Annotated in this window: 20 protein-coding genes; 9 read left to right on the forward strand and 11 right to left on the reverse strand. The window is 72.6% G+C overall.

Annotated elements, in window-relative coordinates; genetic code table 11:
* Positions 1-20 precede the first annotated feature (20 nt).
* On the reverse strand, positions 21-683 hold the full coding sequence (locus AC3IYJ_RS42030; RefSeq protein WP_489403483.1) for a class I SAM-dependent methyltransferase: 663 nt from the start codon (positions 681-683) through the stop codon (positions 21-23).
* A 306-nt stretch (positions 684-989) separates the two neighbouring features.
* Here AC3IYJ_RS42030 and AC3IYJ_RS42035 point away from each other — a divergent pair, with 306 nt between their 5' ends.
* From AC3IYJ_RS42035 to AC3IYJ_RS42050, 4 genes are all read left to right on the forward strand, one after another.
* Positions 990-1,589, forward strand: a complete 600-nt coding sequence (locus AC3IYJ_RS42035) for a flavin reductase family protein (protein ID WP_489403484.1) — start codon at positions 990-992, stop codon at positions 1,587-1,589.
* Positions 1,586-3,181: a 4-hydroxyphenylacetate 3-hydroxylase family protein gene (locus tag AC3IYJ_RS42040; protein ID WP_489403485.1), complete on the forward strand. Its 1,596-nt coding sequence runs from the start codon at positions 1,586-1,588 to the stop codon at positions 3,179-3,181. Before AC3IYJ_RS42035 ends, AC3IYJ_RS42040 begins: the two co-directional genes overlap by 4 nt.
* A 125-nt stretch (positions 3,182-3,306) precedes the next feature.
* Positions 3,307-4,731, forward strand: a complete 1,425-nt coding sequence (locus tag AC3IYJ_RS42045) for an SWIM zinc finger family protein (protein WP_489403486.1) — start codon at positions 3,307-3,309, stop codon at positions 4,729-4,731.
* Positions 4,728-7,382 (forward strand): DUF7824 domain-containing protein, encoded by a 2,655-nt coding sequence (locus AC3IYJ_RS42050; RefSeq protein ID WP_489403487.1) that lies wholly within the window; start codon positions 4,728-4,730, stop codon positions 7,380-7,382. Before AC3IYJ_RS42045 ends, AC3IYJ_RS42050 begins: the two co-directional genes overlap by 4 nt.
* 3 nt (positions 7,383-7,385) lie before the next feature.
* Here AC3IYJ_RS42050 and AC3IYJ_RS42055 read toward each other — a convergent pair whose 3' ends face one another.
* From AC3IYJ_RS42055 to AC3IYJ_RS42070, 4 genes are all read right to left on the reverse strand, one after another.
* Positions 7,386-8,354, reverse strand: a complete 969-nt coding sequence (locus AC3IYJ_RS42055) for a bifunctional transcriptional activator/DNA repair enzyme AdaA (RefSeq protein ID WP_489403488.1) — start codon at positions 8,352-8,354, stop codon at positions 7,386-7,388.
* Complete coding sequence (locus tag AC3IYJ_RS42060; RefSeq protein WP_489403489.1) at positions 8,354-9,754, reverse strand: class I adenylate-forming enzyme family protein; 1,401 nt, start codon at positions 9,752-9,754, stop codon at positions 8,354-8,356. The genes AC3IYJ_RS42055 and AC3IYJ_RS42060 overlap by 1 nt, the downstream gene beginning before the upstream one ends.
* Positions 9,755-9,852: 98 nt before the next feature.
* A complete protein-coding gene (locus AC3IYJ_RS42065) occupies positions 9,853-10,962 on the reverse strand; it encodes a 3-dehydroquinate synthase II family protein (RefSeq protein WP_489403490.1) in 1,110 nt (369 codons plus the stop codon).
* On the reverse strand, positions 10,959-11,768 hold the full coding sequence (locus AC3IYJ_RS42070) for a 2-amino-3,7-dideoxy-D-threo-hept-6-ulosonate synthase (RefSeq protein WP_489403592.1): 810 nt from the start codon (positions 11,766-11,768) through the stop codon (positions 10,959-10,961). The genes AC3IYJ_RS42065 and AC3IYJ_RS42070 overlap by 4 nt, the downstream gene beginning before the upstream one ends.
* Before the next feature lie 155 nt (positions 11,769-11,923).
* Here AC3IYJ_RS42070 and AC3IYJ_RS42075 point away from each other — a divergent pair, with 155 nt between their 5' ends.
* Together AC3IYJ_RS42075 and AC3IYJ_RS42080 are read left to right on the forward strand one after the other, a co-directional pair.
* On the forward strand, positions 11,924-13,201 hold the full coding sequence (locus AC3IYJ_RS42075; RefSeq protein ID WP_489403491.1) for an FAD-dependent oxidoreductase: 1,278 nt from the start codon (positions 11,924-11,926) through the stop codon (positions 13,199-13,201).
* Positions 13,202-13,236: 35 nt separating this feature from the next.
* Complete coding sequence (locus tag AC3IYJ_RS42080; protein ID WP_489403593.1) at positions 13,237-13,491, forward strand: aromatic-ring hydroxylase C-terminal domain-containing protein; 255 nt, start codon at positions 13,237-13,239, stop codon at positions 13,489-13,491.
* A 46-nt stretch (positions 13,492-13,537) separates the two neighbouring features.
* Here AC3IYJ_RS42080 and AC3IYJ_RS42085 read toward each other — a convergent pair whose 3' ends face one another.
* Positions 13,538-14,530, reverse strand: a complete 993-nt coding sequence (locus AC3IYJ_RS42085) for a ScbA/BarX family gamma-butyrolactone biosynthesis protein (protein WP_489403492.1) — start codon at positions 14,528-14,530, stop codon at positions 13,538-13,540.
* Positions 14,531-14,653: 123 nt separating this feature from the next.
* Between AC3IYJ_RS42085 and AC3IYJ_RS42090 the strand changes: the two genes are divergently transcribed.
* Complete coding sequence (locus AC3IYJ_RS42090; RefSeq protein ID WP_489403493.1) at positions 14,654-15,292, forward strand: ScbR family autoregulator-binding transcription factor; 639 nt, start codon at positions 14,654-14,656, stop codon at positions 15,290-15,292.
* Positions 15,293-15,352: 60 nt separating this feature from the next.
* Here AC3IYJ_RS42090 and AC3IYJ_RS42095 read toward each other — a convergent pair whose 3' ends face one another.
* The 3 genes from AC3IYJ_RS42095 to AC3IYJ_RS42105 form a co-directional block, all read right to left on the reverse strand.
* Positions 15,353-16,246 (reverse strand): hypothetical protein, encoded by an 894-nt coding sequence (locus AC3IYJ_RS42095; RefSeq protein WP_489403494.1) that lies wholly within the window; start codon positions 16,244-16,246, stop codon positions 15,353-15,355.
* A 9-nt stretch (positions 16,247-16,255) separates the two neighbouring features.
* Positions 16,256-16,501 carry a hypothetical protein gene (locus tag AC3IYJ_RS42100; protein WP_489403495.1) on the reverse strand — a complete coding sequence of 82 codons (246 nt, stop codon included), beginning with the start codon at positions 16,499-16,501 and terminating at the stop codon, positions 16,256-16,258.
* A gap of 1,240 nt (positions 16,502-17,741) precedes the next feature.
* On the reverse strand, positions 17,742-18,044 hold the full coding sequence (locus tag AC3IYJ_RS42105) for a hypothetical protein (protein ID WP_489403496.1): 303 nt from the start codon (positions 18,042-18,044) through the stop codon (positions 17,742-17,744).
* A gap of 89 nt (positions 18,045-18,133) precedes the next feature.
* On the opposite strand from AC3IYJ_RS42105, the gene AC3IYJ_RS42110 reads away from it, so the two are divergent.
* Positions 18,134-18,907, forward strand: a complete 774-nt coding sequence (locus AC3IYJ_RS42110) for an SDR family NAD(P)-dependent oxidoreductase (protein ID WP_489403497.1) — start codon at positions 18,134-18,136, stop codon at positions 18,905-18,907.
* Positions 18,908-18,989: 82 nt separating this feature from the next.
* Here AC3IYJ_RS42110 and AC3IYJ_RS42115 read toward each other — a convergent pair whose 3' ends face one another.
* Positions 18,990-19,670 carry a TetR family transcriptional regulator gene (locus AC3IYJ_RS42115; protein ID WP_489403498.1) on the reverse strand — a complete coding sequence of 227 codons (681 nt, stop codon included), beginning with the start codon at positions 19,668-19,670 and terminating at the stop codon, positions 18,990-18,992.
* Positions 19,671-19,856: 186 nt separating this feature from the next.
* On the opposite strand from AC3IYJ_RS42115, the gene AC3IYJ_RS42120 reads away from it, so the two are divergent.
* On the forward strand, positions 19,857-20,609 hold the full coding sequence (locus tag AC3IYJ_RS42120; protein WP_489403499.1) for a response regulator transcription factor: 753 nt from the start codon (positions 19,857-19,859) through the stop codon (positions 20,607-20,609).
* A gap of 8 nt (positions 20,610-20,617) precedes the next feature.
* Here AC3IYJ_RS42120 and AC3IYJ_RS42125 read toward each other — a convergent pair whose 3' ends face one another.
* Positions 20,618-21,007 carry an ArsR/SmtB family transcription factor gene (locus tag AC3IYJ_RS42125; protein ID WP_489403500.1) on the reverse strand — a complete coding sequence of 130 codons (390 nt, stop codon included), beginning with the start codon at positions 21,005-21,007 and terminating at the stop codon, positions 20,618-20,620.
* Positions 21,008-21,044: the final 37 nt, after the last annotated feature.

Genomic DNA, 21,044 nt, shown 5'->3' on the forward strand with positions numbered 1-21,044 from the left:
GGGCCCGGTGCCCCGGGGGCTCAGCGCTTGAGGGCGAAGGTGAGGCCGTCGGCGAACGGCAGGACGCTCAGCTCCACGCGCTCGTCGTCGCGCACCTTGGCGTTGAACGCGCGCAGTGCGGTGGTCTCGGAGTCCTGCTTCGTCTCGTCGAGGACGGCGCCGTGCCACAGCACGTTGTCCACCACGACCAGGCCGCCGGGGCGCAGCAGGGTCAGGGCGGCCTCGTAGTAGGCCCAGTAGTTCTCCTTGTCGGCGTCGATGAAGACGAAGTCGAAGGAGCCGGCCGCGCCCTCCTCGCCGAGCAGCGCGTCGAGGGACTCGCGTGCGTCGCCGATGCGCAGGTCGATCTTCTCGGAGACCCCGGCCCGCCCGGCGAACTCCCGTGCGATGTCGGTCCACTCCTCGCTGATGTCCAGCGCGACGACGCTGCCGTCCTCGGGCAGCGCCAGCGCGGTGGCGAGCAGGCTGTACCCGGTGAACACGCCGACCTCCAGGGCGCGCTTCGCCCCGGTCGCCTTCACGAGCAGCGAGATGAACTGTCCCTGCTCGGGGGAGATCTGCATGAGCGAGAGGGGCAGCTCCGAGGTCTTCACCCGGAGGTCCCGCAGTACATCGGGCTCGCGCAGCGAAATGGCGGCCACGTAGTCCTGAAGAGCCTCGTTGACTTCTACCTGGATTCGCATATGGGGACCCCTGGGTCAGTACGGGCGACAGTGGATTCGGTGCGGCTTTGTTCACGCACCCTGATCTACCTGCGACGACGTGCAGGAAACAGCAGAAAGCTAGAGCGGGAACGGAAATTCGTCAAGCGTCCTGAAGTGGCTCTATATCCCTGTACCGATTCTTCAGCGACTACTGGAACAATGCCCGCGTGGCGGCGGTGATTCGCCCTCGCCCATATCGCCGGTCCGTCCGTTCTATCAAATGCGGCGGAATATTGTTTCCCGGTTCTTGCGTCCGTATCGGTCGAGTTCTTCGAGGAGAACCCCGTGAGCCTTGAGCAGCGCGCGCTGAGGGACTGCCTGGGCCAGTTCGCCTCGGGCGTCACCGTGGTCACCACCGCGCAGGACGACGCCGTCTACGGCGCCACCGTCTCCTCCTTCACCTCGGTCTCGCTCGATCCGCCGCTGGTCCTGGTGTCGCTGGACCGCCGCAGCCGCACCTGCGAGCGGCTCTTCGGCGCCCCCTTCGGCATCAACGTCCTCGCGGCCCACCAGCAGGACCTGGCCTGGCTGTTCGCGGGCCGCGGCGACCGGGCCGCGGCGCCGGACCTCAGCTGGGGCGAGAACTCGGCGGCGCCGCGCATCGAGGGCGCCGTCGCCCACTTCTCCTGCGCGCCCTGGGCCTCGTACGACGGCGGGGACCACGTGCTCCACATCGGGGAGGTCGTCTCCTTCGACGCTCCCGGCGGTCCGCCCCTGGTCTTCCACTCCGGGGTGCTCGGCGACTTCCGCCGGCCGTCCGAGGGCGCCGCCTGGACCGGGTCGCTCGACGGGCCCGCCCACGGCTGGACGGCGGCCTTCGGCATCCGCGAGGACGACCACCCATCACTCACAGGCTCATTGACCGGACAAGGACGAACCACATGACGCTCACGAACGGCGAAGCGGCCCCGATCGCGGCCCCGACCGGCGCTCCCGAGGCCCCCGTGACCCGGCCCATGACCGGCGACGAGTACCTGGAGAGCCTGCGCGACGACCGGGAGATCTACCTCTACGGCGAACGCGTCAAGGACGTCACCGCCCACCCCGCCTTCCGCAATTCGGCGCTGATGACCGCACGGCTGTACAACGCGCTGCACGACCCGGCGAAGCAGGACGTCCTGACCACCCGCACGGACACCGGCAGCAATGGCTTCACCCACAAGTTCTTCCGGACCCCGCACACCGTCCAGGACATGGTCGAGGACCGCGAGGCCATCGCCGAGTGGGCCAGGATGACCTACGGCTGGATGGGCCGCAGCCCCGACTACAAGGCCGCCTTCCTCGGCACCCTGGGCGCCAACAGCGAGTACTACGCGCCCTTCCAGGACAACGCGCGCCGCTGGTACAAGGAGTCCCAGGAGAAGGTCCTCTTCTGGAACCACGCGATCATCCACCCGCCGGTCGACCGCCACCTGCCGACGGAGGAGGTCCAGGACGTCTTCGTGCACGTGGAGAAGGAGACGGACGCCGGTCTGATCGTCTCCGGCGCGAAGGTGGTCGCCACCGGCTCGGCCATCACCAACTACAACTTCATCTCGCACTACGGGCTGCCCCTGCGCGACAAGAAGTTCGCGCTCGTCGCGACCATCCCGATGGGCTCGCCCGGCCTGAAGCTGATCTGCCGCCCGTCCTACGCGGCGGCCGCCTCGGTCATGGGCAGCCCCTTCGACTACCCGCTCTCCAGCCGACTCGACGAGAACGACACCATCTTCGTGATGGACAAGGTCCTCATCCCCTGGGAGAACGTCTTCCTCTACGGGGACGTCGACAAGGTCAACGGCTTCGCCCCCCAGTCCGGCTTCCTGGAGCGGCTCACCTTCCACGGGGCCATCCGCCTCGCCGTGAAGATCGACTTCATAGCGGGCCTCCTCCTCAAGGCCGTGGACATGACCGGCTCCAAGGACTTCCGCGGCATCCAGGCCCGCGTCGGCGAGGTCCTGGCCTGGCGGAACATGTTCTGGGCGCTGAGCGACGCGGCGGCCCGCAACCCGCAGGAGTGGAAGAACGGCGCCCTGCTGCCGCGGCTCGACTACGGCATGGCCTACCGCTGGTTCATGACCATCGGCTACCCGCGCATCAAGGAGATCATCCAGCAGGACGTGGCCAGCGGCCTGATCTACGTCAACTCCAGCGCCGAGGACTTCGCCAACCCCGAGATCCGCCCCTACCTCGACAAGTACGTCCGCGGCTCCAACGGCTACGACTCCGTCAGCCGGGTCAAGCTGATGAAGATGCTCTGGGACGCGGTCGGCACCGAGTTCGGCGGCCGCCACGAGCTCTACGAGCGCAACTACTCCGGCAACCACGAGCAGGTCCGCACCGACATCTTCCACGCACAGTCCGCCAGCGGCCAGCTCGACGGCTACCGCGGCTTCGCCGAGAAGGCCCTGGAGGAGTACGACCTCGACGGCTGGACCGTCCCGGACCTCGACTCCTTCAAGGAACTGCGCGAACAGCGCAAGAACCTCTGGAGCTGACCCCGGGGCGCGCCCCCTTCGCCCTCCCGCCGGTACGGCCCATCGGTACGGCGGGAGGCGAGCGGTCCGTGATCCGGGCGGCGCCCTGAAGGGCGTTGTCAGTGGTCACGCCTAGTTTTTCGGACATGACGCGGACCGCACACACTTTCGCCTACGCACGCCCTTCCTCCCTCACCGCCGCCGGCGCGGGCGGCCGGGCCCTCGGCCTGGAGACGGCCGGAGGCCTGACCCCGACCGGGGCCGAGGCCCACCCCCGGTTCTTCGCGGGGTTCCTGAGCGCCCCTCAGGCGGCCGCGCGGGCGCTGCTCGCCGTCGCGGACGTGGCCGCGGCCCGCTACTACCGGCAGACCCTGCGCGCCTCCCTCGACCCGGTGGTCACCGGCAACGGGGACCGGCTGCGCTTCGAGTCGTTCTCCGGGTGCTGCGGGGTGTACGCCCGGCTCGACGTGCTGCCGGACGGTCTGCGCGGCGCCGACACCGGCCACGGTACGACCAATGTCGACGTCAACAACCCGCTGCGCGAAGCCCTGTCCCGGCTGAGCGGCGACGACCCGCTGCACCTGCGGGTCGGCCCCGACGAGATGGCGGTGACCACCCTCGACGGGCCGGTCGTCGAGAAGAAGGTTCCGCTGCCGGAGCGCTGGCTGCGCGGATTCGCCGAGTCCCAGGCCATCACCACCGGCTTCGACCTGCGCGCCGAACTCGGCGCCGCGGAGACGGCCCGCTTCCTGAGGTCCCTGCCGCGCACCGCGGCGGGCGGCGGCGCCGCGAGCGGCGCCCTGTGGGTGGTCCCCGCGGGCCGTACGCTGCGCCCCACCACCCGGCCGGTGCCCGGCGCGGTCTGCCTGCCCGGTCCGGAGCGGCTCGCCGCCTTCCAGCGGGTGCTGCGGCACGCCACCGGTCTGCGCGTGTACGGTCCCGCTCCGGACGGGGCCAACCCCACGGCCTCGGCCTGGGAGGTGGGCCTGCCCGGGATGCGGCTCACGCTGACCCTGTCTCCGGAAGCCGATCGCGGCTTCTCCGGCGAGGGCGGTGTCCTGGAGGCCCTCGCCACCGACGCGGCGGACGGCGACGCCGAGCTCATCTCGGTCCTGCTCGCCTGGGAACCCCGTATCGACCCGGCCGACCTCGCCGAACAGTCGGGGCTGCCGGTGGAGCGCGTACGGGCCGCCCTCACTCGGCTGGGCACGGCGGGCCGGGTCGGCTACGACGTCGCCGAAGCCGCGTACTTCCACCGTGAACTGCCGTACGACGCCCGGCGCGCCGAGCGCCACAACCCCCGTCTGGTCGCCGCCCGGGCCCTGCTCGAGGCGGGCGCCGTGACCCTGGAACGGTCCGGTACCGCCGTGGTCGCCTCCGGTGAACGCCGCTACCAGGTACGGGAGTCGGGCGGCGCGCTCAGCTGCACCTGCCAGTGGTGGGCCGACTACCGGGGCCGGCGCGGCCCCTGCAAGCACGCCCTCGCCACCCGGATGGCCCTTCGGGCCGCCTCTTCCTCTGCCACCACCACCTCCACCTCACCCGCCGTCCCTTCCGGAGCCGCACGATGAACGCCCCCGCCACCACCGAAGCCCCCACCACCGAAGCCCCCGCCACCACCGCCGACGTCCTCGAAGCCGTACGGACCGGCCGCGCCGCCGAACTGCCGGGGCTCCTCGCGCCGCTGGGGCCCTCGGAACGCCGGGTGCTGCTCGCGGGGCTGAAGGAGCTGCGCGCCGGACTGCGGGCCTCGGGGTGGGAGCGCTGGCAGGAGCGGGACCTGATGAGCCCGGCCCTGGTGGTCGCCGGGGCGGGCTGCCTCACCGGGGCGGCCGCCGCCGCCACCTGGATCGGTGCCGCCGACCTGCGCCGCTGGAGGCCGCTGCCGCCGACCGCCGTACTGCTCGAGGTCCTGTCCGGACGGGATCCCGAGTGGCTCGGCAAGCTCGCCCACCGGCTTGCCGACCGGTCCTCCACCGCCGAGGAGGACTATCCGCTGATCAGCGAACTCGTCCGGCTCGCCGGCTGTCCGGTGCCCACCACCGACGGCTGCGTCGAAGGCTGGGCGGCGGCGGTCGCAGCCACCCCGGCACCGCTCGTGGAGGCCCTGCGCGAGGCTCCCCACACCACCGCGCTCGTTCCGCGGCTCTTCGAGACCGCCGAACCGGTCCGCGCCTTCGACACGCGCTGGCTGACGGCCGATCGCAACAAGTGGCCGGGCGCTCTGGCCGCCCTGACCGATGAGGGCTTCCTGGACCGCGCCGTCCTGCTGGACGGGTGCACCTCGCGGCTGCTGCGCGGCGGCAAGCCGGCCCAGCTGGGCCCCTACCAGGCGATCCTGGAGGCGCTCCGGCCGACCGCCGAGGAGGAGCGGGAGCGGGCCGCCGACTGGATCGCGCTGGCCGCCGACGCCCCGTCCGTCATCGCCGGGACCGCGCAGCAGACCCTGTCCCGGGTCGCCGCGGCGGGCGGTCTGACCCCGCGCATGCTCGCCGAGATGTCGGCCGCCGTCCTGTTCCGCACCGAGAAGAAGCTGGTGCGGGCGCAGCTCGTACTGATCGGCAAGGAACTCACCCGCGATCCGGACGCCGCCCCGGAGCTGCTGCCGGAGCTGGGCGAGGCCTTCGGGCACGCGGACACCGACATCCAGGAACGGGCACTGAAACTGGTCGCCGCCCACCTCCCGGACGACCCCGGGCTGCGCGGGGAACTCGCCGACCGGGCGCAGTTGCTGAGTCCGGTGCACCGGGCCCGGGCGGTGGAGCTGTTCGGAGCCGCCGCCGAGCCCGCCGGGGACGAGGACCCGTACGAGGAGCTCCTGCCGCCGGTCCCCGTACCGGCCCCGCTCGCGCCGTCCCCGGAGACGGTCGCCGAGACCGTGGAGCTCGTGGCGGCGGTCGTCAACTCCCGCACCGCGACCGTCGAGGAGTTCGAGCGGGCCCTGGACGGCCTGGTGCGCCACTCCCACCGGGACCGTGCGGCCCTCGCCCGGGCCCTGGGCACCGCCCTGGCGGACCGCTGGTGGCTCGACCCCGAACGGTCCCGCTACTACACCTCGGAACTCCCCGGCCTGGAGCACGTGGCCGCCGCGGTCATGGACAGGCCGCCGACGGGCCCGGAACCGGAGGCGCTCGTATCGTGGCGCAGCGACTGCCACCACACCGCGCTGGGGTCCGCCACCTACGCGCGCGTGACCGAGGCCGCGCGGCTCGTCGCGTCCGGGCCCCTGCCTTTCCTGCTCGCCACGCCCACCGAGGAGACCGGCTCCCTGGACGCCCGGGTCCTGGTCGAGCGCCTGGCCGAGTACGAACGCCTCGGCGCGGATCCCGCCCCCGCGGACCTCGCCCAGGCCCTGCTGCGGGTCCGCCGGGACACGGCCGTCGTCCCCGCGGCCGCCGCCCTCGGCACGCCGGCCGGTGACCGGCTGGCCGCCTGGCTCGGCGCGGACGGAGCACCGGTGTCCGTCACCCGGCGCACCGCGCCGCAGGTGCACCACCGGTGGGGCGGTACGACGCCGGCCCGCCTGGTGATGGACACCGGGCAGCGGACGACCGTGGCGCGCGAGTTCCCGCACCTCTTCCACGAACTGGCGGGCGCCCGCACGCCGGACGAGCGCTGCTGGGACGCCGAGGGAGACGCCTCCCTGCTGCTCGCGGTGGTGCCCGAGGACCGGGAGGCGCTGGCCGCCTGGTCCCTCCCGACCCTCATCGACGACGCCGTCCAGGAAGGGCGCGCGGCCCCCATGGGACTCCCCCTGCTCGCCGCGGCCGGCGGTCCCGCCGGTCCGGCCCTGCACCTGGCGGTCGCCACCGGGCTCGGCGCCCGGCACACCGAGAACCGGCTCAGTGCCGTGGACGCCCTCCTCACCCTCGCGGCCCGGGGAGACCTGGACGCCGTACGCCTCGGCGGTGACCTGGCCGAGCTGATCGGCCTGGGCACGGTCAAGCCCACCCGGCTCGCCGACTCGCTGCGCACCGCCGCCGCGACGGGCGCCTACGCGACCACCTGGGCCGTGCTGTCCGCCGTGCTCCCCGCGCTGCTGACCGGTTCGGCCGACGCACGCGGCACCGGTGACCTGCTGGCCACGGCCGCCGAGTGCGTGGAGCGGTCCGGGGCGGTGTCGCCGGAGCCCGCCGGTCTCGCCGCCACCGCGAACCGGGGTGGCAAGTCCCGCCTGGTCACCCAGGCCACCCGGCTGCGGCAAGCCCTCCACCGCGCCTGACGGTCACACCGCCGCGCGCAGGGCGGCCACCCGGGACGGCGGGGCGGTCGCCTGCGCCGGCTGGGGGGCGAGCTCCTGGCGGATGCGTTCGCGCAGGGAGATCCGTAAGGCTTCGGGCGGGAGCAGGTCCCGCCCTGTCAGTGGGAGTTCGGCCCGCAGGAGGGCCTGCTCGACGAGTTCGTCGAAGGCCGGGTCGGGGGCGGCAAGGGTGGCGTGCGGGAAGAGGGACGCCAGGCGGGCGCGCAGGGGCGTGCCCGCGCCGGCGTCCGAGGTGTCCCCGGCATCACCGGCGCTCCCGCCGTCCGAGAGGACGGCGCACACGCCCTTGGCCGTCGCGGCGACCAGGATCGGGCCCAGGGTGGTGGCGCCCGTCGCCGAGCTGATGCGCACGCCCGCGCCGCCCGCGCGGAACTCCTGCGGGGTCATGCCGAGGATGGCCGAGGAGGCGGCGTAGAACTGGCCGTTGGAATTGAAACCGGCCTGGTAGATGGCGTCGGAGACGGTCCGGGCCCGGATCAGTTCGCCGCGCACCCGGCGGGCGCGCACCGCCGTCCAGTAGGCGTACGGGGTCACGCCCGTCAGGGACTTGAACATGCGGTGGAAGTGGAAGCGGCTGTAGCCGGCCGACCGGGCCACGAGGTCCAGGTTGGGGGGTGCCAGCGCCTCGTCCATCAGGAGGCAGGCGCGGGCCACCGTATCGGCGTAGTAGCGGTTCAGTACCGGCTCGTCGGGGTGGCAGCGGCGGCACGGGCGGTAGCCGCGGGCGCGGACCTCCTCCAAGGTGGCGTGGAACTCGACGTTCTCCCGGTTCGCGAGGCGCGCCACGCAGGAGGGACGGCTGTAGATGCCGGTCGTGCGGACGACGTAGTAGAACTTCCCGTCCGCGGCCTCGTCGCCGTCCCGGACCGCCCGCCAGCGTTCCTCGTCGCTCTCGTAGCCGGTCGCCGGCGGCGCGGCCGCCAGTACGGGCATCAGGGCCTCCGTCCCGCGAGGCCCGGCGGCGGAGCCCAGCCCCGGGCGTGCAGCCGGGCCCGGTCGCGCAGCACCTTGCCGCTGGCGGAGCGGGCCAGTTCGGGGACCACGTGGAAGCGGCGGGGCGCGGAGCCCTCGCCGAGGAAGCGGCGGCACCAGTCGGACAGTTCGGCCGGGCGCAGCTCCTCGGTGCCCGCCACGTGGGCTTCCACCGGATCCGCTCCGCCCAGTACCACCGCGTCCGTGACGTGCCGGTGGGCGCGCAGCACCGCCTCGACGTCCAGCAGGTCGGCGCCCGAGGAGGTCCGTCCGGCCCGGCCGCGCAGCCGCAGCGCGCCCGTCGCCGGATCGCGCGCCACCAGGTCATGGGTGGAGAGCCAGCCCTCGTGGAGCGGCGAGGCCTCGTAGGGGTACGGGGAGTGGGGGATCCGGACCTGGAGGATTCCGCCGGACACCCGGGTGCGCACGCCCGGCACCGGTACGCCGATCGAACCCGGTCCGTGCGTGCCCGCCAGGTCGGTGGCCACGATGCCGGTCTCCGTCGTGCCGTAGGCCTGGCCCACGAGGACCCCGTAGCGTCGGGCGAAGGCTCCGGCCGTCTCACCGGGGAGGGCGTCGCCGCCGGACACGGCCAGCCGAAGTCGTGGCAGCCGGACCCCGGCCGGGGCCTGGGCGAGCTGCACGAAATGGTTCGGGCGGCCCAGGAGCACCTCGCAGCGCTCGGCCGCGGAGACCACCGAGGCGCGGTCGGCGGCGGCCGGGAACACCACGCTCGCCCCCACGGCCAGGGCATGGAGCACCCCGCCGATCAGCGCGAACGAGTGGGCCACCGGTTCCAGTACGGCCACCCGCTCGCCGGCCCCGGGCATCAGGGGGAGGCGTCCGAGGCGGCGCACCTCGGTCAGCAGTGAGTCCGCAGTGCGGCCGGCCGCCTTGGGGCGGCCCGTGGTGCCGGAGGAGAACTGCACCAGGCAGTGGTCCGTGCGCGGGGCCCGGCCGCGCGGCCGCGGCCGCACCAGGACCTCGCACTCGGGGACGAAGGTCTGCTCGTCGCGGCGCAGTTCGCCGAGGGTCACCACGTACTGGGGGTCGCTCAGTTCCAGCAGCGCCTCCCGTTCCGCGCGGCCCAGGGCGGGTTCCAGCAGGACGACCTGCGCGCCGATCGACCACAGGGCGAAGACCGCCCACAGGTGGGTGAAGCTCGGGGAGCCGTGGAGGGCCACGCAGGCCCCCGGACGGATTCCGTGGAAGGTCAGGGTGCGGGCCAGGCGCGCGGTCCGTACGCGCAGGGTCTCGAAGGAGACGCCGGCGGACGGATCGGCTGCGCCCGCCTCCGCCCAGACCGCTCGCGGGTCGGCGGAGGCGAGGAGTTCGGCGCCCCACCAGCCATCGTCGCTCATCGTTTCTCCGGGGCCGGTACGTCCCCGCCGGCCGGTGCCGTGCCACGGAGCGGGCACGGCACCGGCCGGCGTATGCGGGCTGCGGTATTGCTGCGGGGCTACTTCTCGACGCAGAACTCGCCCACGGGCCAGCCGACGTGGCGCTTGTCGGTGGCGACGTGACCGAGGACCTGGTCGCCCTGCTTGAGCTCCGTCACGTTCAGGACGCTCGCTCCGGGGCCGAGGACCCGTACGTGCCAGTCGTCCTGGACGATCAGGTTGACCTCGACGCCCTGGGGGGACGTGGCCTTGATGCTCAGCAGCGGACGCGATTCGAGCTTGATGCGGCCCACGACGATCCGGCGGGTGCGGCCGTCGGCGCCCACGGCGAGGACCGGGCTGCCGGCCTTGAGCTCGCTCAGGTAGTTCGTCCGGTTGTCCTGCCCGAACACGTAGCTGTGCAGGGCGCCCGCGTTGATGCGGAACGGACGGGTGGGCATGTACGGCAGCGGGTGCGTCTCGCTGACGCACAGGATGAACCCGTGCGCGTAGCTGCCGATGAGCATGCCCTCGTCCTTCTCGAAGTGCGAGGTGGTGTCGATGCACACCCGGTCGCCCAGACCCAGGTGCTCGATGGAGTCGACCGTCAGCGTGGTCAGGTTCAGGTCGGGCGTCTTGACGCGCAGCGCCTCGACGAGCTCGAAGACGTCGTTGGCGCTGCGCGGGGAGAGCAGCACGCCCTCCGAGCCCTTCTCCAGGACGTCGATGATGACCTTGGCCTCTTCGAGGTCGTCGGCCTGGCAGATCAGCTGGCCCGGGGCGCGGTCCGCCGCGGCGATCACGATCTCCAGCGGGATCTTGGTCGGGTCCTTGAACTGGACCACCGTGTACGGCAGGGCGATCGCCGTCTCGCAGGCCAGCGTCAGGGTCGGGTCGTCGGTCACGTTGACCAGCGCGGCGATGTCCTTCTCGCCGCTCTGGTGACGGGCGCGCAACTCGTTGAGGTGGTCGTTGCCGGCGACCTCGCGCAGCACGATCAGATCGTCGAGGCCCTGGTTCTCGGGGCGTTCGGCGCCGATCAGGATGCGCTTGACCGTGGCGGGCAGCGTGGCCAGCACCTCGGGGTCGCTGCCGACGATGCCGTCGACACGGGCGTGCACGGCAGCGTCGATGACCGCTTCGAGGTGGGCGGCGGGGACGGAGCGAAGGTCGATCCAGGCGAATTTCACAGGGCACCTGCCAGTTCGGGGTGAGGCTCGGGCTCGGCCGCGAGCCCATGGCCGTGGACGATCGCGGCCAGCTTCTGGACCGCTTGCTTGGGGGAGGAGCTGGTGAAGACGCGACGGCCGACGGCCAGACCGGCACAGCCGTTGGCCATCGCCGACACGGCGAACGCGGTGAGGCTCTCGTCGGACCCGCCACCGCCGCCGGCGACGATGATCGGCAGCGGGGAGCTGTCGACCACCTCCGCCATCCGTTCCGGCGGGGCCGCGAGGACCGTCTTGACGATGTCGACGCCGAGGTCGGCCGCGATGGCCACCACGTTGGCGATGAGCTCGGGTCGGAAGGGGTCGTCCACGCGGGGCCCGCGCGGATAGATCATGGCGACCAGGGGCATGCCCCAGCGTTCGCAGGCGGCCGCCACGGTCCCGAGGTCGCTCAGCTGGTCGGCCTCGGTGTCGGAGCCGATGTTGACGTGGACGCTGACGGCGTCCGCGCCCAGACGCACGCACTCCTCCACGTCGCCGACGAGGACCTTCGCGTCGACATCGGGTGCGTGGTTCGTACTGGCACTGAGGTGCACCACGAGTCCGGTGCGGGTCAGCAGGGACGGCGGGATCATCCGCGCCCTGCCCTTGTGGACGACGACGGCGTCCGCGCCGCCCTCCGCGATGTCCGCCACTAGGCCGGCGAATTCCGACGCCCTCACGATCGGCCCGTCGGCGACAGAGTGATCGAGCGGGATGAACAGATACCGGCCGTCACCTCCCCGGGACAACCGCGCCAGCCGTAATGCCTTCCCGGTCAGCGGCATGCTCGTCATGACACACCCCTTCGTTCGCGACAGCTCTGTCTCATGGCTGCACTCTGGCAAGGGCCGCTGAAGGATCGGGCCAAGCGCCCGCACGGCAACTCCCCTGCCCCGGGCGGTGTTAGTTCCCCGAGAGCAGCACCGACGAGGGAGGCCCCATGGATGCCGGACAGGACACCGCGAGCGCCGGCGCGGGCGTGCGGGAGGTGGGCGTCGACACCGAGGTGGCCGTGGTCGGCGGCGGACCGGTCGGCACCCTGCTCGCGCGCGAACTGGCCCTGCTCGGCATCGACGTGACCGTGCTGGAACGGCTGGCGGAGCCGAACGGGATCTCCAAGGCGAGCACCCTGCACGCCCGTACCGCGCAGACGCTGGACCGCCGCGGCCTGCTGGAAGCCGTGCAGCCCGGCCACCGCGTGGCCACGCGCTCCACCCGGGGCCCGGTGGGCTTCCACTTCGGAGCCCTCTTCGACCTGGACCTGTCACGGGTGGTCGAGGAGGGCCCGGTGATCGTCGGCAGCCCGCAGGCCTGGGCGCAGGAGGTCTTCGCACGGGACGCCGCCAGGCTCGGAGCGCATGTGGTCCCGGGCGCGGAGCTCGTCGGCCTCGACGAGTACGCCGACCACGTGCGCCTGAGCGTCCGCGCCCCCGGCGGCGCCGAGCGCACCCTCACCGCACGCTGGGTCGTCGGAGCGGACGGGGCACGCAGCGCCGTACGCAAACTGAGCGGCATCCGGTTCCTGGGCGCCGGGCCGACCGTCGCCGCGCTCATGGGCGAGGTACGGCTGCTGGACCCGGCCGGAGCGCCCGGCGGCTGGCAGCGCACCCCGCGCGGCTGGACGCTGCTGTGGACCAACCCGTACGGGCTGAGCCGGGTGTGCACCTACGACTTCCGGGGCCCGCACCAGGACCGGCACGCACCCGTCACCCTCGCCGAACTGCGCACCGAGGTCGAGCGGATCGCGGGCCGGCCCGTCCCGATGGACAGCCCCGCCTGGATCTCCCGGTTCAGCGACGCCTCGCTCCAGGCGGAGCTCTACCGCAAGGGCCGGGTCCTGCTGGCGGGCGACGCCGCGCACGTGCACTTCCCGGCCGGCGGCCAGGGCGTGAACCTCGGGCTGCAGGACGCCGTCAACCTCGGCTGGAAGCTCGCCGCCCAGCTGCGCGGCTGGGCGCCGCCGGGACTGCTCGACACCTACCAGAGCGAGCGGCACCCCGTCGCGGCCGCCGTCCTGCACAACGTACGGGCCCAGGTCGCGCTCATGGATCCCGATCCGCGCACCGACGCGCTGCGCGAGCTCTTCTCCGACCTCATGCACTTCGACGAGGTCAACGCCTACCTCAGCGCCATGATCACCGGCACCGCGGTGACGTACCCGGTGGGCGCGCGCCCCTTCGACCCGCTGGCCGGCCGCTCGTTCCCAGCCTGCCCCTGAAGACCGCGGACGGGCCCACCAGCCTGGCCGAACTCCTGCACGGCGGACGCCCGTTGCTCCTGGACCTGGCCGGCCACCTCGGCCTGCGCACCCTGGCCGCGCCCTGGGCCGACCGGGTGGACGTGGTGACGGCCACGGCCGCGAGCGACGCGTGGGGCACCGGCGCCGTGCTGGTGCGCCCCGACGGCTACGCGGTCTGGTCGGCCCTGGGCGATGCCGGGGACGCGGAGGAGCTACGGCTGGCCCTGACCCGCTGGTTCGGCGAGCCCGGACTGCCGCGCGCGGCGTGACCGGTGCCGTGTGACGAGCACCGTGCGACGTGCGCCGCCCGGGCCGTCAGTCCCGGCGCAGCGGTACGGTCGCCACGGTCGCGGAGAAGACGGGGCGGCCCTCCTGGGTAGCGGTGACCCGGACCCGGTCGCGCCCCGCGCTGTCGGGCGCCACGTGCTCCGCCGTCACCAGGCAGCGCCGGTCGAACTCCACGTACCGGTGGAACTCGGTTTCGAAGGCCGTGGCCACCACCGGCCGGTCCGCGCACGCCTGTGCCGCCTGGACCGCGGCCTCCAGCAGCACCATGCCCGGTACGTGGTCGTGCGGGTGGTCGAACAGGACTCCGTGCCCCACGTCGACGCGCAGTTGCCAGGTGCGTTCCGCGGCGGTGGGGGAGAGGACCACGTCCCGCTCGTACGGGCGGCCCACCAGAGCGGCCGGCACCGCCGGGGTGAGCGGCAGGGCCCGTCCGAAGGCCTGCGAGGCCTGCGCGTAGGTGCCCCGCAGCCGGTCGTAGAGGGCGGGCGGATGGGCGCTGTAACGCAGTTCGGCGGCGCCGATGGGCTGCTCGCCGCGCCGCGCTTCGACGGTCGAGGTGAGGTGCACCGAGCCGAGGCGGCGGCGCTTCACGGAGAGGTGGCTGATGAGCAGGGTGACGGTCTCGAGTCCCGGTTCCGGCGTGATGGCGAGCGCCGCGGGGTCGACGCAGGAGGCGAAGTACTCCCAGCCGGTCCGGTGGGTGAGGGGGACCTCGTGCACGCTGTGCGTGAGCAGGGCCAGCGCCTGGCGCAGGCTCTCGGTGAAGATCAGGGGGCTGTAGCGCCCGTTCGCGGTGTAGAAGGAGTGGTCGCGCGGCCACCGCACTGTGACCCGCTGGAGGGTGTCGGACACCATGCTCCAGTCGGTGACCAGGGTCTCGTCCGGCCTGGACTTGCCGACCAGGGACTCCAGTCCGGGACGGGCCGACGGTGCGGGGCCGGATAACGCCGCGGGGCCGGCGTCGGGGCCGGTGTCGGCGGCGGTGGCGCGGTGGGTGATGCTGGTCGCGGTTGATCTCATGACGGCGTGCCCCCTGGAATGCTTGTCTCACCGGGCGGTGCGGTGTGTGGGTACACCATCCACCCCTCGTGCATAAAATAGAAAATATTTTTCTTTTAGTGAAGCCAGCCGGATGAAGAGTGGGTGAAGCACGTGGCCGTGCGGGCAGTGAAACAGGAGCGGGCCGAGCGGACGCGCGCCGCGCTGATCGAGGCCGCGGCCGAGGAGTTCGCGGAGCAGGGCTTCGCCGGCACCAGCGTGATGAAGATCGCCGACCGGGCGGGCGTGACCCTGGGCGCGGTGTACTTCCACTTCAGGAACAAGGGCGAGCTGGCCCGGCACATCGTGGCCGGCCAGCCCGAGCTGGTGATCCCGCCGCACCCCTCGCGCGGGCTCCAGCACGCCGTGGACGTGACGCTCACCTGGGCCTGGCAGCTCCCCTCCAACCCGGTCCTGCGGGCGGGCGCCCGACTGGTCTGGGAACAGGAGCAGTTCACCCCGGCGGCGGACAACTCCCACCGGCAGTGGACCGAGATCATCCTGGAGGACCTGCTCGTCGCGCAGGGCATGCGGGAGCTGAGGGCGGGGACCGACGTCGCCGCGCTCGCCCGGGTGGTGGTCAACGCCTGTACCGGCGCGCAGATGCATTCCTTCGTCGAGAGCGCGCACGCGGACCTGCCCCAGCGGATCACTGAGATCTGGGAGTGCCTGCTCCAGGCCGCGGCCGTGCCGAGCGCGCTCAAGAGGATCGAGTACGGCGAGGCCCGCGGACGCGCGGCGTAGCCCTGCCTGCCGACCGTGAGCGGGAGCGCCCGGGGCACCGGACGCTCCCGCCCACGGTTCTCAGAAGGCCGCGGCCGCGATGCTCCTGACCAGCCCCGACAGCCACTGCCGGGGCCGACGGGTGCGGGTGGGCCCGGCGTGGACCGGGGTGCCGGCGCCCGGTGCGGTGATCGGCTCGGTGACCGGTCCGGCGATCGGCCCGGGGTCCGGCTCTGTGGTGTGCGGCCGCCCGGTGTCCGAGGGGCGGGGCTTCGGCAGCACGGCGGCCAGGACGGCCTTGGTGTGGTGGAGGTCCTCCTCCAGTACGGTCAGTCGGTGGTGCATGTCGTGGTCGGCGGTGTCGTTGTACGAGGCCTCGATGCGGTCCCACGCCCCGACCCAGCGCATGACCTCGGGCTCCCGGGTCACACCGCAGGCCCGGACGAAGTCGGCGAGGAAGTCCCTGCGGCAGCGCCGGGTGCCGTTGAGCACCGCGCCGAGCGTGCTGCGCGGCAGCACGGTGACGGCGCCGGGGTGGGCCGTGGCCCGCTTCTCCAGTTCGCGCAGCGAGGGGTTTCCGGCTCGAAGCCGCAGGTCCCGCATGGCGAGGAGCAGGTCGGCGGGCTCGGAGATGTACTGGGGTGCCATCGCCGGCCGGCGCGGGACGGAGCCGTTCTTCCCGGGGGCCGGGGCCGCGGCGGCCTTCGTCCACAGCCGCCTCGCCTCGGTGATGCTGCCGTCGCACGCCTTGGCGTACGCCTCGACGACCGGCCACGCGGGCACGCTGGGCCGCTGCCCGGGGACGGGGAGCAGCTCGGCCCGGTACAGGGTGCTGCGGGAAGTGGGCATGCCCACCTGTTCGGTTCGGCTCGCCACCTGGCTGATGCTGAGGCCCGAGACCCGGCGCAGTGACAACAGCCACTGCGCCAGGTCCCGGGCGGTGTGCTCAGCCAGGGCGCTGTGAGTGCGCCCCACCGGGGTCCCCTAGAGGGCCCGGCGGAGGGTGGTGAGCGTGTCGACCAGTCGGCGGATCAGCTCGATGCCGAGCATGCCCCCGACGGCGAGGACGGTGACGACGGTGTTCACCGGCATCCCGTACACGGTGAGTGCGGCGGTGAGGAGGATGACGATGACCACGATGATCGTGGCGGGCACCGGAACCAGCGGTCCGGTGCTCGTCGTCGGAGCCTCCACGCACGCCGCGGCTGCGAGCGCGGTCTTCTTCTTCAACTGTTTCTCCTGGGTTCGTTGCCACTCGACAGGTCCACCAGCTGACCGACGGCCTTGCAGGACCGAAGGTCATAGACCTCCCCCAAGGTTCAGGTCCCCTCCATGAGCGCGTCCAGCGCCCCTCGGGGCTCCGTTTCACTTTGTCCCACTGGAAGTTGAGATGGCATCAGCACCGCCGCCGCAGGTCACCGGGGCGATGCTCCGGCCCCGCTCGCACGGTGCGGGGGACCCTGTCCCGGATACGGAGTCCAAGGGGCCTTGTCCCGGCGGTCCGGATCCCGCAACCTCCAATCCATAGCCCGAAACGAGTCGGGCCCCACGGAGGGAGTGAAGGCGATGCACACCATGACTTGGATCCTGCATTCGCCGGTCGCCCTGCTCTGCGCACCAGCCGTCGTGTTGCCGGTCTGCGCCGGCGGCTCCGGCCGGCTGAGCACGTCCGCGCCGCCGTGGGACTCGCCCACCCAGCCCTGGCACGGGTTACCGCACCCAGCTCCTGGCTGACTCCCGGAGCCACGCCCACATGCCCGCAGGCCGGGCATGCCCGAGACGTGGCGGAGCACACCCGTCCTGACGAGGGGATTCCGGGGATTCCTCGGAGGCGGTCCCTGACCGCCCGTCTCCCTCCGGGATGAACCGCGGAGTCATGTCCGCATGCCGACAGGCACAGGCATGTCCGGGGGCAGGGCGGAGCACGCCCATCCTGACCAGGGGGATTCCTCGGACGCGGTCCCTGACCGCCCACCGCCGACCTCCCTCCCTCCGGGACGATTCCCGGAGCCATGTCCGTATGCGGGCAGACACAGCCATGTCCGGGACATGGCCAAACCATGTCCGCCCTCCTGGGGCGGATCTCAAAGACGCGGTCTCCCCGGGCCGTTGCCACTCGACACCAACAGGGGAACAGGCCGGATCTCGTTGCAGCGAGTCCGGCCCCGGGTGCAGCCCATTGGCTGCACCCCGAGCTTTGAAGGACGGGAAGGACCACAGGCCGGGCACCTGGTCCAGCCCGACGGGACGGGACGGCGGCCTCCCGGCCGCCCCCGGGAAGCGCGTGCCCGATCCGCCGCCCCGGGGGCGGCGCACTGCCCCGGGCGACCCCTGGCACCGCGGGGGTACGGCGGACGGGCGGATCACCAGACCGTGCCGAAGAACCGGGTCCACCAGGTGGGCCGTGCCGCGAACTGCTCGAGCGCGCTGGGTCCTTCGTAGTCGCTTTCCAGCAGTTCTTCGGGGACGCTCAGCCGAACTTGCTCACGCAGACCACGATCCGCTCCCCACAGACCGTCGCCTCCGCAGGCATGCGGACGCGTCCGTACTTGCTGGAGTCCTGGGTGTCCCGCTCGGACTCGCACGGGGCTCCGAAATCCGCTTCGAGCCGGCGCACCAGCCCACCGAACGCGAGGCCGCTCGTGTGGCCGGAAGGCTGCCCCCGGTCGCGGCGCTCGGCACGGTACCTCGCGGCGATGTGGGCCGCGTCCAGTACGGGACGCGGCCCACCCACCACGAGGCCGGGACCGGCGCCGCACTGGATGAATGGCAAGCTGAGACCCACGCGGGGCGGTCCGTACGGGCGGGCCCGGCGAACACCGGCCCGGGTGGGCGGCGTTGGGGTGAGGGAGAGGGCGCGGGATGGAACACGGCCAGGGATTGCTGCGGGACAAGCGGATCATGGTCACGGGGGCTTCGAGCGGCATCGGCGCGGCGGCCGCGCGGCTGTTCGCGGCCGAGGGGGCGGCGGTGGTGCTGATGGCCCGCCGCAAGGACCGGCTGGCGGAACTCGCCGCCGGGATACGGGCCGCGGGCGGCCGCGCCGAGGCGGTGGCCGGAGACGTGACGGCCCCGGCGGACGTGGAACGCGCGGTCACCCGGGCGGTCGAGGCCTTCGGTGGACTCGACGGCGCCTTCAACAACGCCGGCTGGGGCTCGATCGGGCCCCGCCTGCACGAGACGGACGACGCGCTCTTCGACCAGATCATGGACGTCAACGTCCGCGGCGTCTGGAACTGCCTCAAGCAGCAGCTCCCGGTGCTGATCCGGCAGGAGATGGGCGGCGCGATCGTGAACACCTCCAGCACCGCGGGCCAGTTCGCCACCGGGGCGATCTCCCCGTACGTGGCGGCCAAGCACGCGGTACTGGGCCTGACCAGGGCCGCGGCGGCCGAGTACGGGCAGCACGGCATCAGGATCAACGCTCTGATGGCGGGTGCCACCCGTACCGACCTGATGGAGGACGCCATCCTCGCCTTCCCGCAGCTGGAACAGGCCGCGGCTGCCAGAGCCGTCCAGCAACGCCTGGCCGAACCGGTGGAAGTGGCCCGTGCGGCCGCCTGGCTCCTGAGCGACCAGGCCTCCTTCATCACCGGTGGGGCGGTCCCGGTGGACGGCGGCACCAGCGCAGTCTGACCGCCGGGGGCCCTAGGGGGTGTCTGACAATTCCCCGCTCCTTCTTCCACGGGGAATTGTCAGACACCCCCTAGCCCCTTCGTCAGCCGCCGCCCCGGGACCGGAAGCCGCCGAGGACGAGGTCCCAGATCCGGGCGAGCTGCGCGGCCGTCCGCCCGGCGGGTTCCCCCTCGTGTCCGGCCCGCCGCCGCAGGTCGGCTTCCGCCCCGGCGACGAGGTGGGTGGCCAGCACGGTGAGCGCGGCCGGGTCGGGGGGATCGGCCGGATCGGCTACGGACGCCGGATCGGCCGGGTCGGCGGGGTCGGCGACGTGAGCCGGGTCGGCTACGGAGCCCACCCGGCCCGAGCCGCCGCCCCGCCTCAGACACTCCCCGATCACCGGGACCCACGCCGACGTCCAGTCGGGCGTGCACCCGGGCAGTTCCCTGGTCAGCCGGGCCGCAGCGCGGACGCAGAGGTCCGCCTCCAGCAGGCCGGCGAGTGCGAGGGTCAGGGTCACCACCGCTTCCACCGGGGGCTCCTGACGGGCCCGTAGCTGGTCCACGACCTGGTCCACGACGGCCACGGTGGCATCGTGCCCCTTGGCCCGGACCACCTCCGCCAGCTCCTCCTTGTTGGAGAAGTGGAAGGTCAGAGCCCCCAAGGAGATCCCGGCGGACCGTGCGATCCGGACCAGGGACGCCCCCGCGTAGCCGCTGCGGTCGAACTCGCAGGCGGCGGCGGAGACCAGGGTCCGTCGCGTCCGGGCGGCCCTCTCTTGCATCCCTGCGCTCCTTCCGTGGCAGCACGGGGCGGCCGGTCGTCGAGTGAGATTGCTCATCCCGGGCTGGATGGGCAAGAAAAAAAAGTGCACACTATTATTTAATCGAGTCCGGACCTGCTGTCGACCGGGCTGGATCGCCAGAAAACAAAAAACGTACTATTATTTTCCTCGGACAGAGGGGGAGGCATGACTCTGGGGGGACACCTCGCGTGGCTTGGCCGGCGGGACGCGGCGGACACCGCGGGCCCGTATCCCAGCAAGGTCACCGAGGCACTGAAGATCCGCGTACTGGTCGTCGAGGGCGACAGTGCCAAGGCCGAGGCGCGGGTCCGTCACCTGCGTCGGCAGGGGTACTCCGCGACCGGCGTGGAGACCGGGGAGGAAGCGTTACGCGCGCACCGCAACTCGGATCTGGTCGTGCTCGACCTCGACCTTCCCGACATCGCCGGCCTGGAGGTCTGCCGGTTGATACGGGAGGCGGGGGACAAGCCCGTCATCGCCGTCACCAGCCATGACACCGAGCTGGACCGGGTCCTCGCGCTGCAGGCCGGAGCGGACGACTGCGTACTCGCCTCCTGTGGAGTGCACGAGATGACCGCGCGCATCGAGGCCGTGCTGCGCCGGGCCCACGCCCGGCCGGAGCCGACCCGGAGCATCTCCATCGGGCCGCTCCACCTCGACGGCAAGACCCGGGAGGTCCACCTGCGCGGCGGGCAGGTCAGCCTCACGGCCAAGGAGTTCGAGCTGCTGCACATCCTGGCCTCGGCCCCCGAGAACGTCATCTCACGCAAGGAGTTGATGGACCGGGTCTGGGACACCAGTTGGGCGGACTCCAGCCGCACCATAGACACCCACGTGAGCAGCCTGCGGGCGAAGCTCGGCGCCGGTACGTGGGTCATCACCATCCGCGGCGTCGGCTACCGCATGGGTCACGGATGAGCCCGCCGTCAGGGCCTGGCGGCCGCCGCCGCGCCGGGGTCCACGCCGGTCCCCGCGCCGCCCGGGGCCCCGATGTCCCACCCGATGCCCCCGATGTCCCGCCCGAGCCCCCCGATGAGCCGGGCGATGCCCTCCTCGTCGCGCCGGTAGTGGGTCCACTTGCCCACGCGTGCGGAGCGTACGAGCCCCGCGCGTTCGAGTACGGCCATGTACGCCGAGACGGTGGACTGCGCGAGCCCTGTCTTGGCCTGGATGTGGCTGACGCAGACCCCGACCTCGTGGACGGGGAAGTGTTCCTCGGGGGTGCGCAGCCACTGGAGCACCTGCAGACGTACGGGGTGGGCGAGCGCCTTCAGGGGCTCGATCAGCGCCGTGAGGTCATCATCTGTCATGGGCATGGCGTCGCCTTCTCGGGTGGGCGCAGGGCGGTCCTCT

Source organism: Streptomyces sp. GL_140, from assembly GCF_057834465.1.

Excerpts from the sequence above, each read along its gene's own strand:
- AC3IYJ_RS42075 (WP_489403491.1), top strand. The coding sequence starts at position 11,924 with ATGGATGCCGGACAGGACACCGCGAGCGCCGGCGCGGGCGTGCGGGAG.
- AC3IYJ_RS42120 (WP_489403499.1), top strand. The coding sequence starts at position 19,857 with ATGACTCTGGGGGGACACCTCGCGTGGCTTGGCCGGCGGGACGCGGCG.
- AC3IYJ_RS42045 (WP_489403486.1), top strand. The coding sequence starts at position 3,307 with ATGACGCGGACCGCACACACTTTCGCCTACGCACGCCCTTCCTCCCTC.
- AC3IYJ_RS42085 (WP_489403492.1), bottom strand. The coding sequence starts at position 14,530 with ATGAGATCAACCGCGACCAGCATCACCCACCGCGCCACCGCCGCCGAC.
- AC3IYJ_RS42110 (WP_489403497.1), top strand. The coding sequence starts at position 18,134 with ATGGAACACGGCCAGGGATTGCTGCGGGACAAGCGGATCATGGTCACG.
- AC3IYJ_RS42070 (WP_489403592.1), bottom strand. The coding sequence starts at position 11,768 with ATGCCGCTGACCGGGAAGGCATTACGGCTGGCGCGGTTGTCCCGGGGA.
- AC3IYJ_RS42040 (WP_489403485.1), top strand. The coding sequence starts at position 1,586 with ATGACGCTCACGAACGGCGAAGCGGCCCCGATCGCGGCCCCGACCGGC.
- AC3IYJ_RS42055 (WP_489403488.1), bottom strand. The coding sequence starts at position 8,354 with ATGCCCGTACTGGCGGCCGCGCCGCCGGCGACCGGCTACGAGAGCGAC.
- AC3IYJ_RS42060 (WP_489403489.1), bottom strand. The coding sequence starts at position 9,754 with ATGAGCGACGATGGCTGGTGGGGCGCCGAACTCCTCGCCTCCGCCGAC.
- AC3IYJ_RS42050 (WP_489403487.1), top strand. The coding sequence starts at position 4,728 with ATGAACGCCCCCGCCACCACCGAAGCCCCCACCACCGAAGCCCCCGCC.
- AC3IYJ_RS42030 (WP_489403483.1), bottom strand. The coding sequence starts at position 683 with ATGCGAATCCAGGTAGAAGTCAACGAGGCTCTTCAGGACTACGTGGCC.
- AC3IYJ_RS42115 (WP_489403498.1), bottom strand. The coding sequence starts at position 19,670 with ATGCAAGAGAGGGCCGCCCGGACGCGACGGACCCTGGTCTCCGCCGCC.
- AC3IYJ_RS42125 (WP_489403500.1), bottom strand. The coding sequence starts at position 21,007 with ATGCCCATGACAGATGATGACCTCACGGCGCTGATCGAGCCCCTGAAG.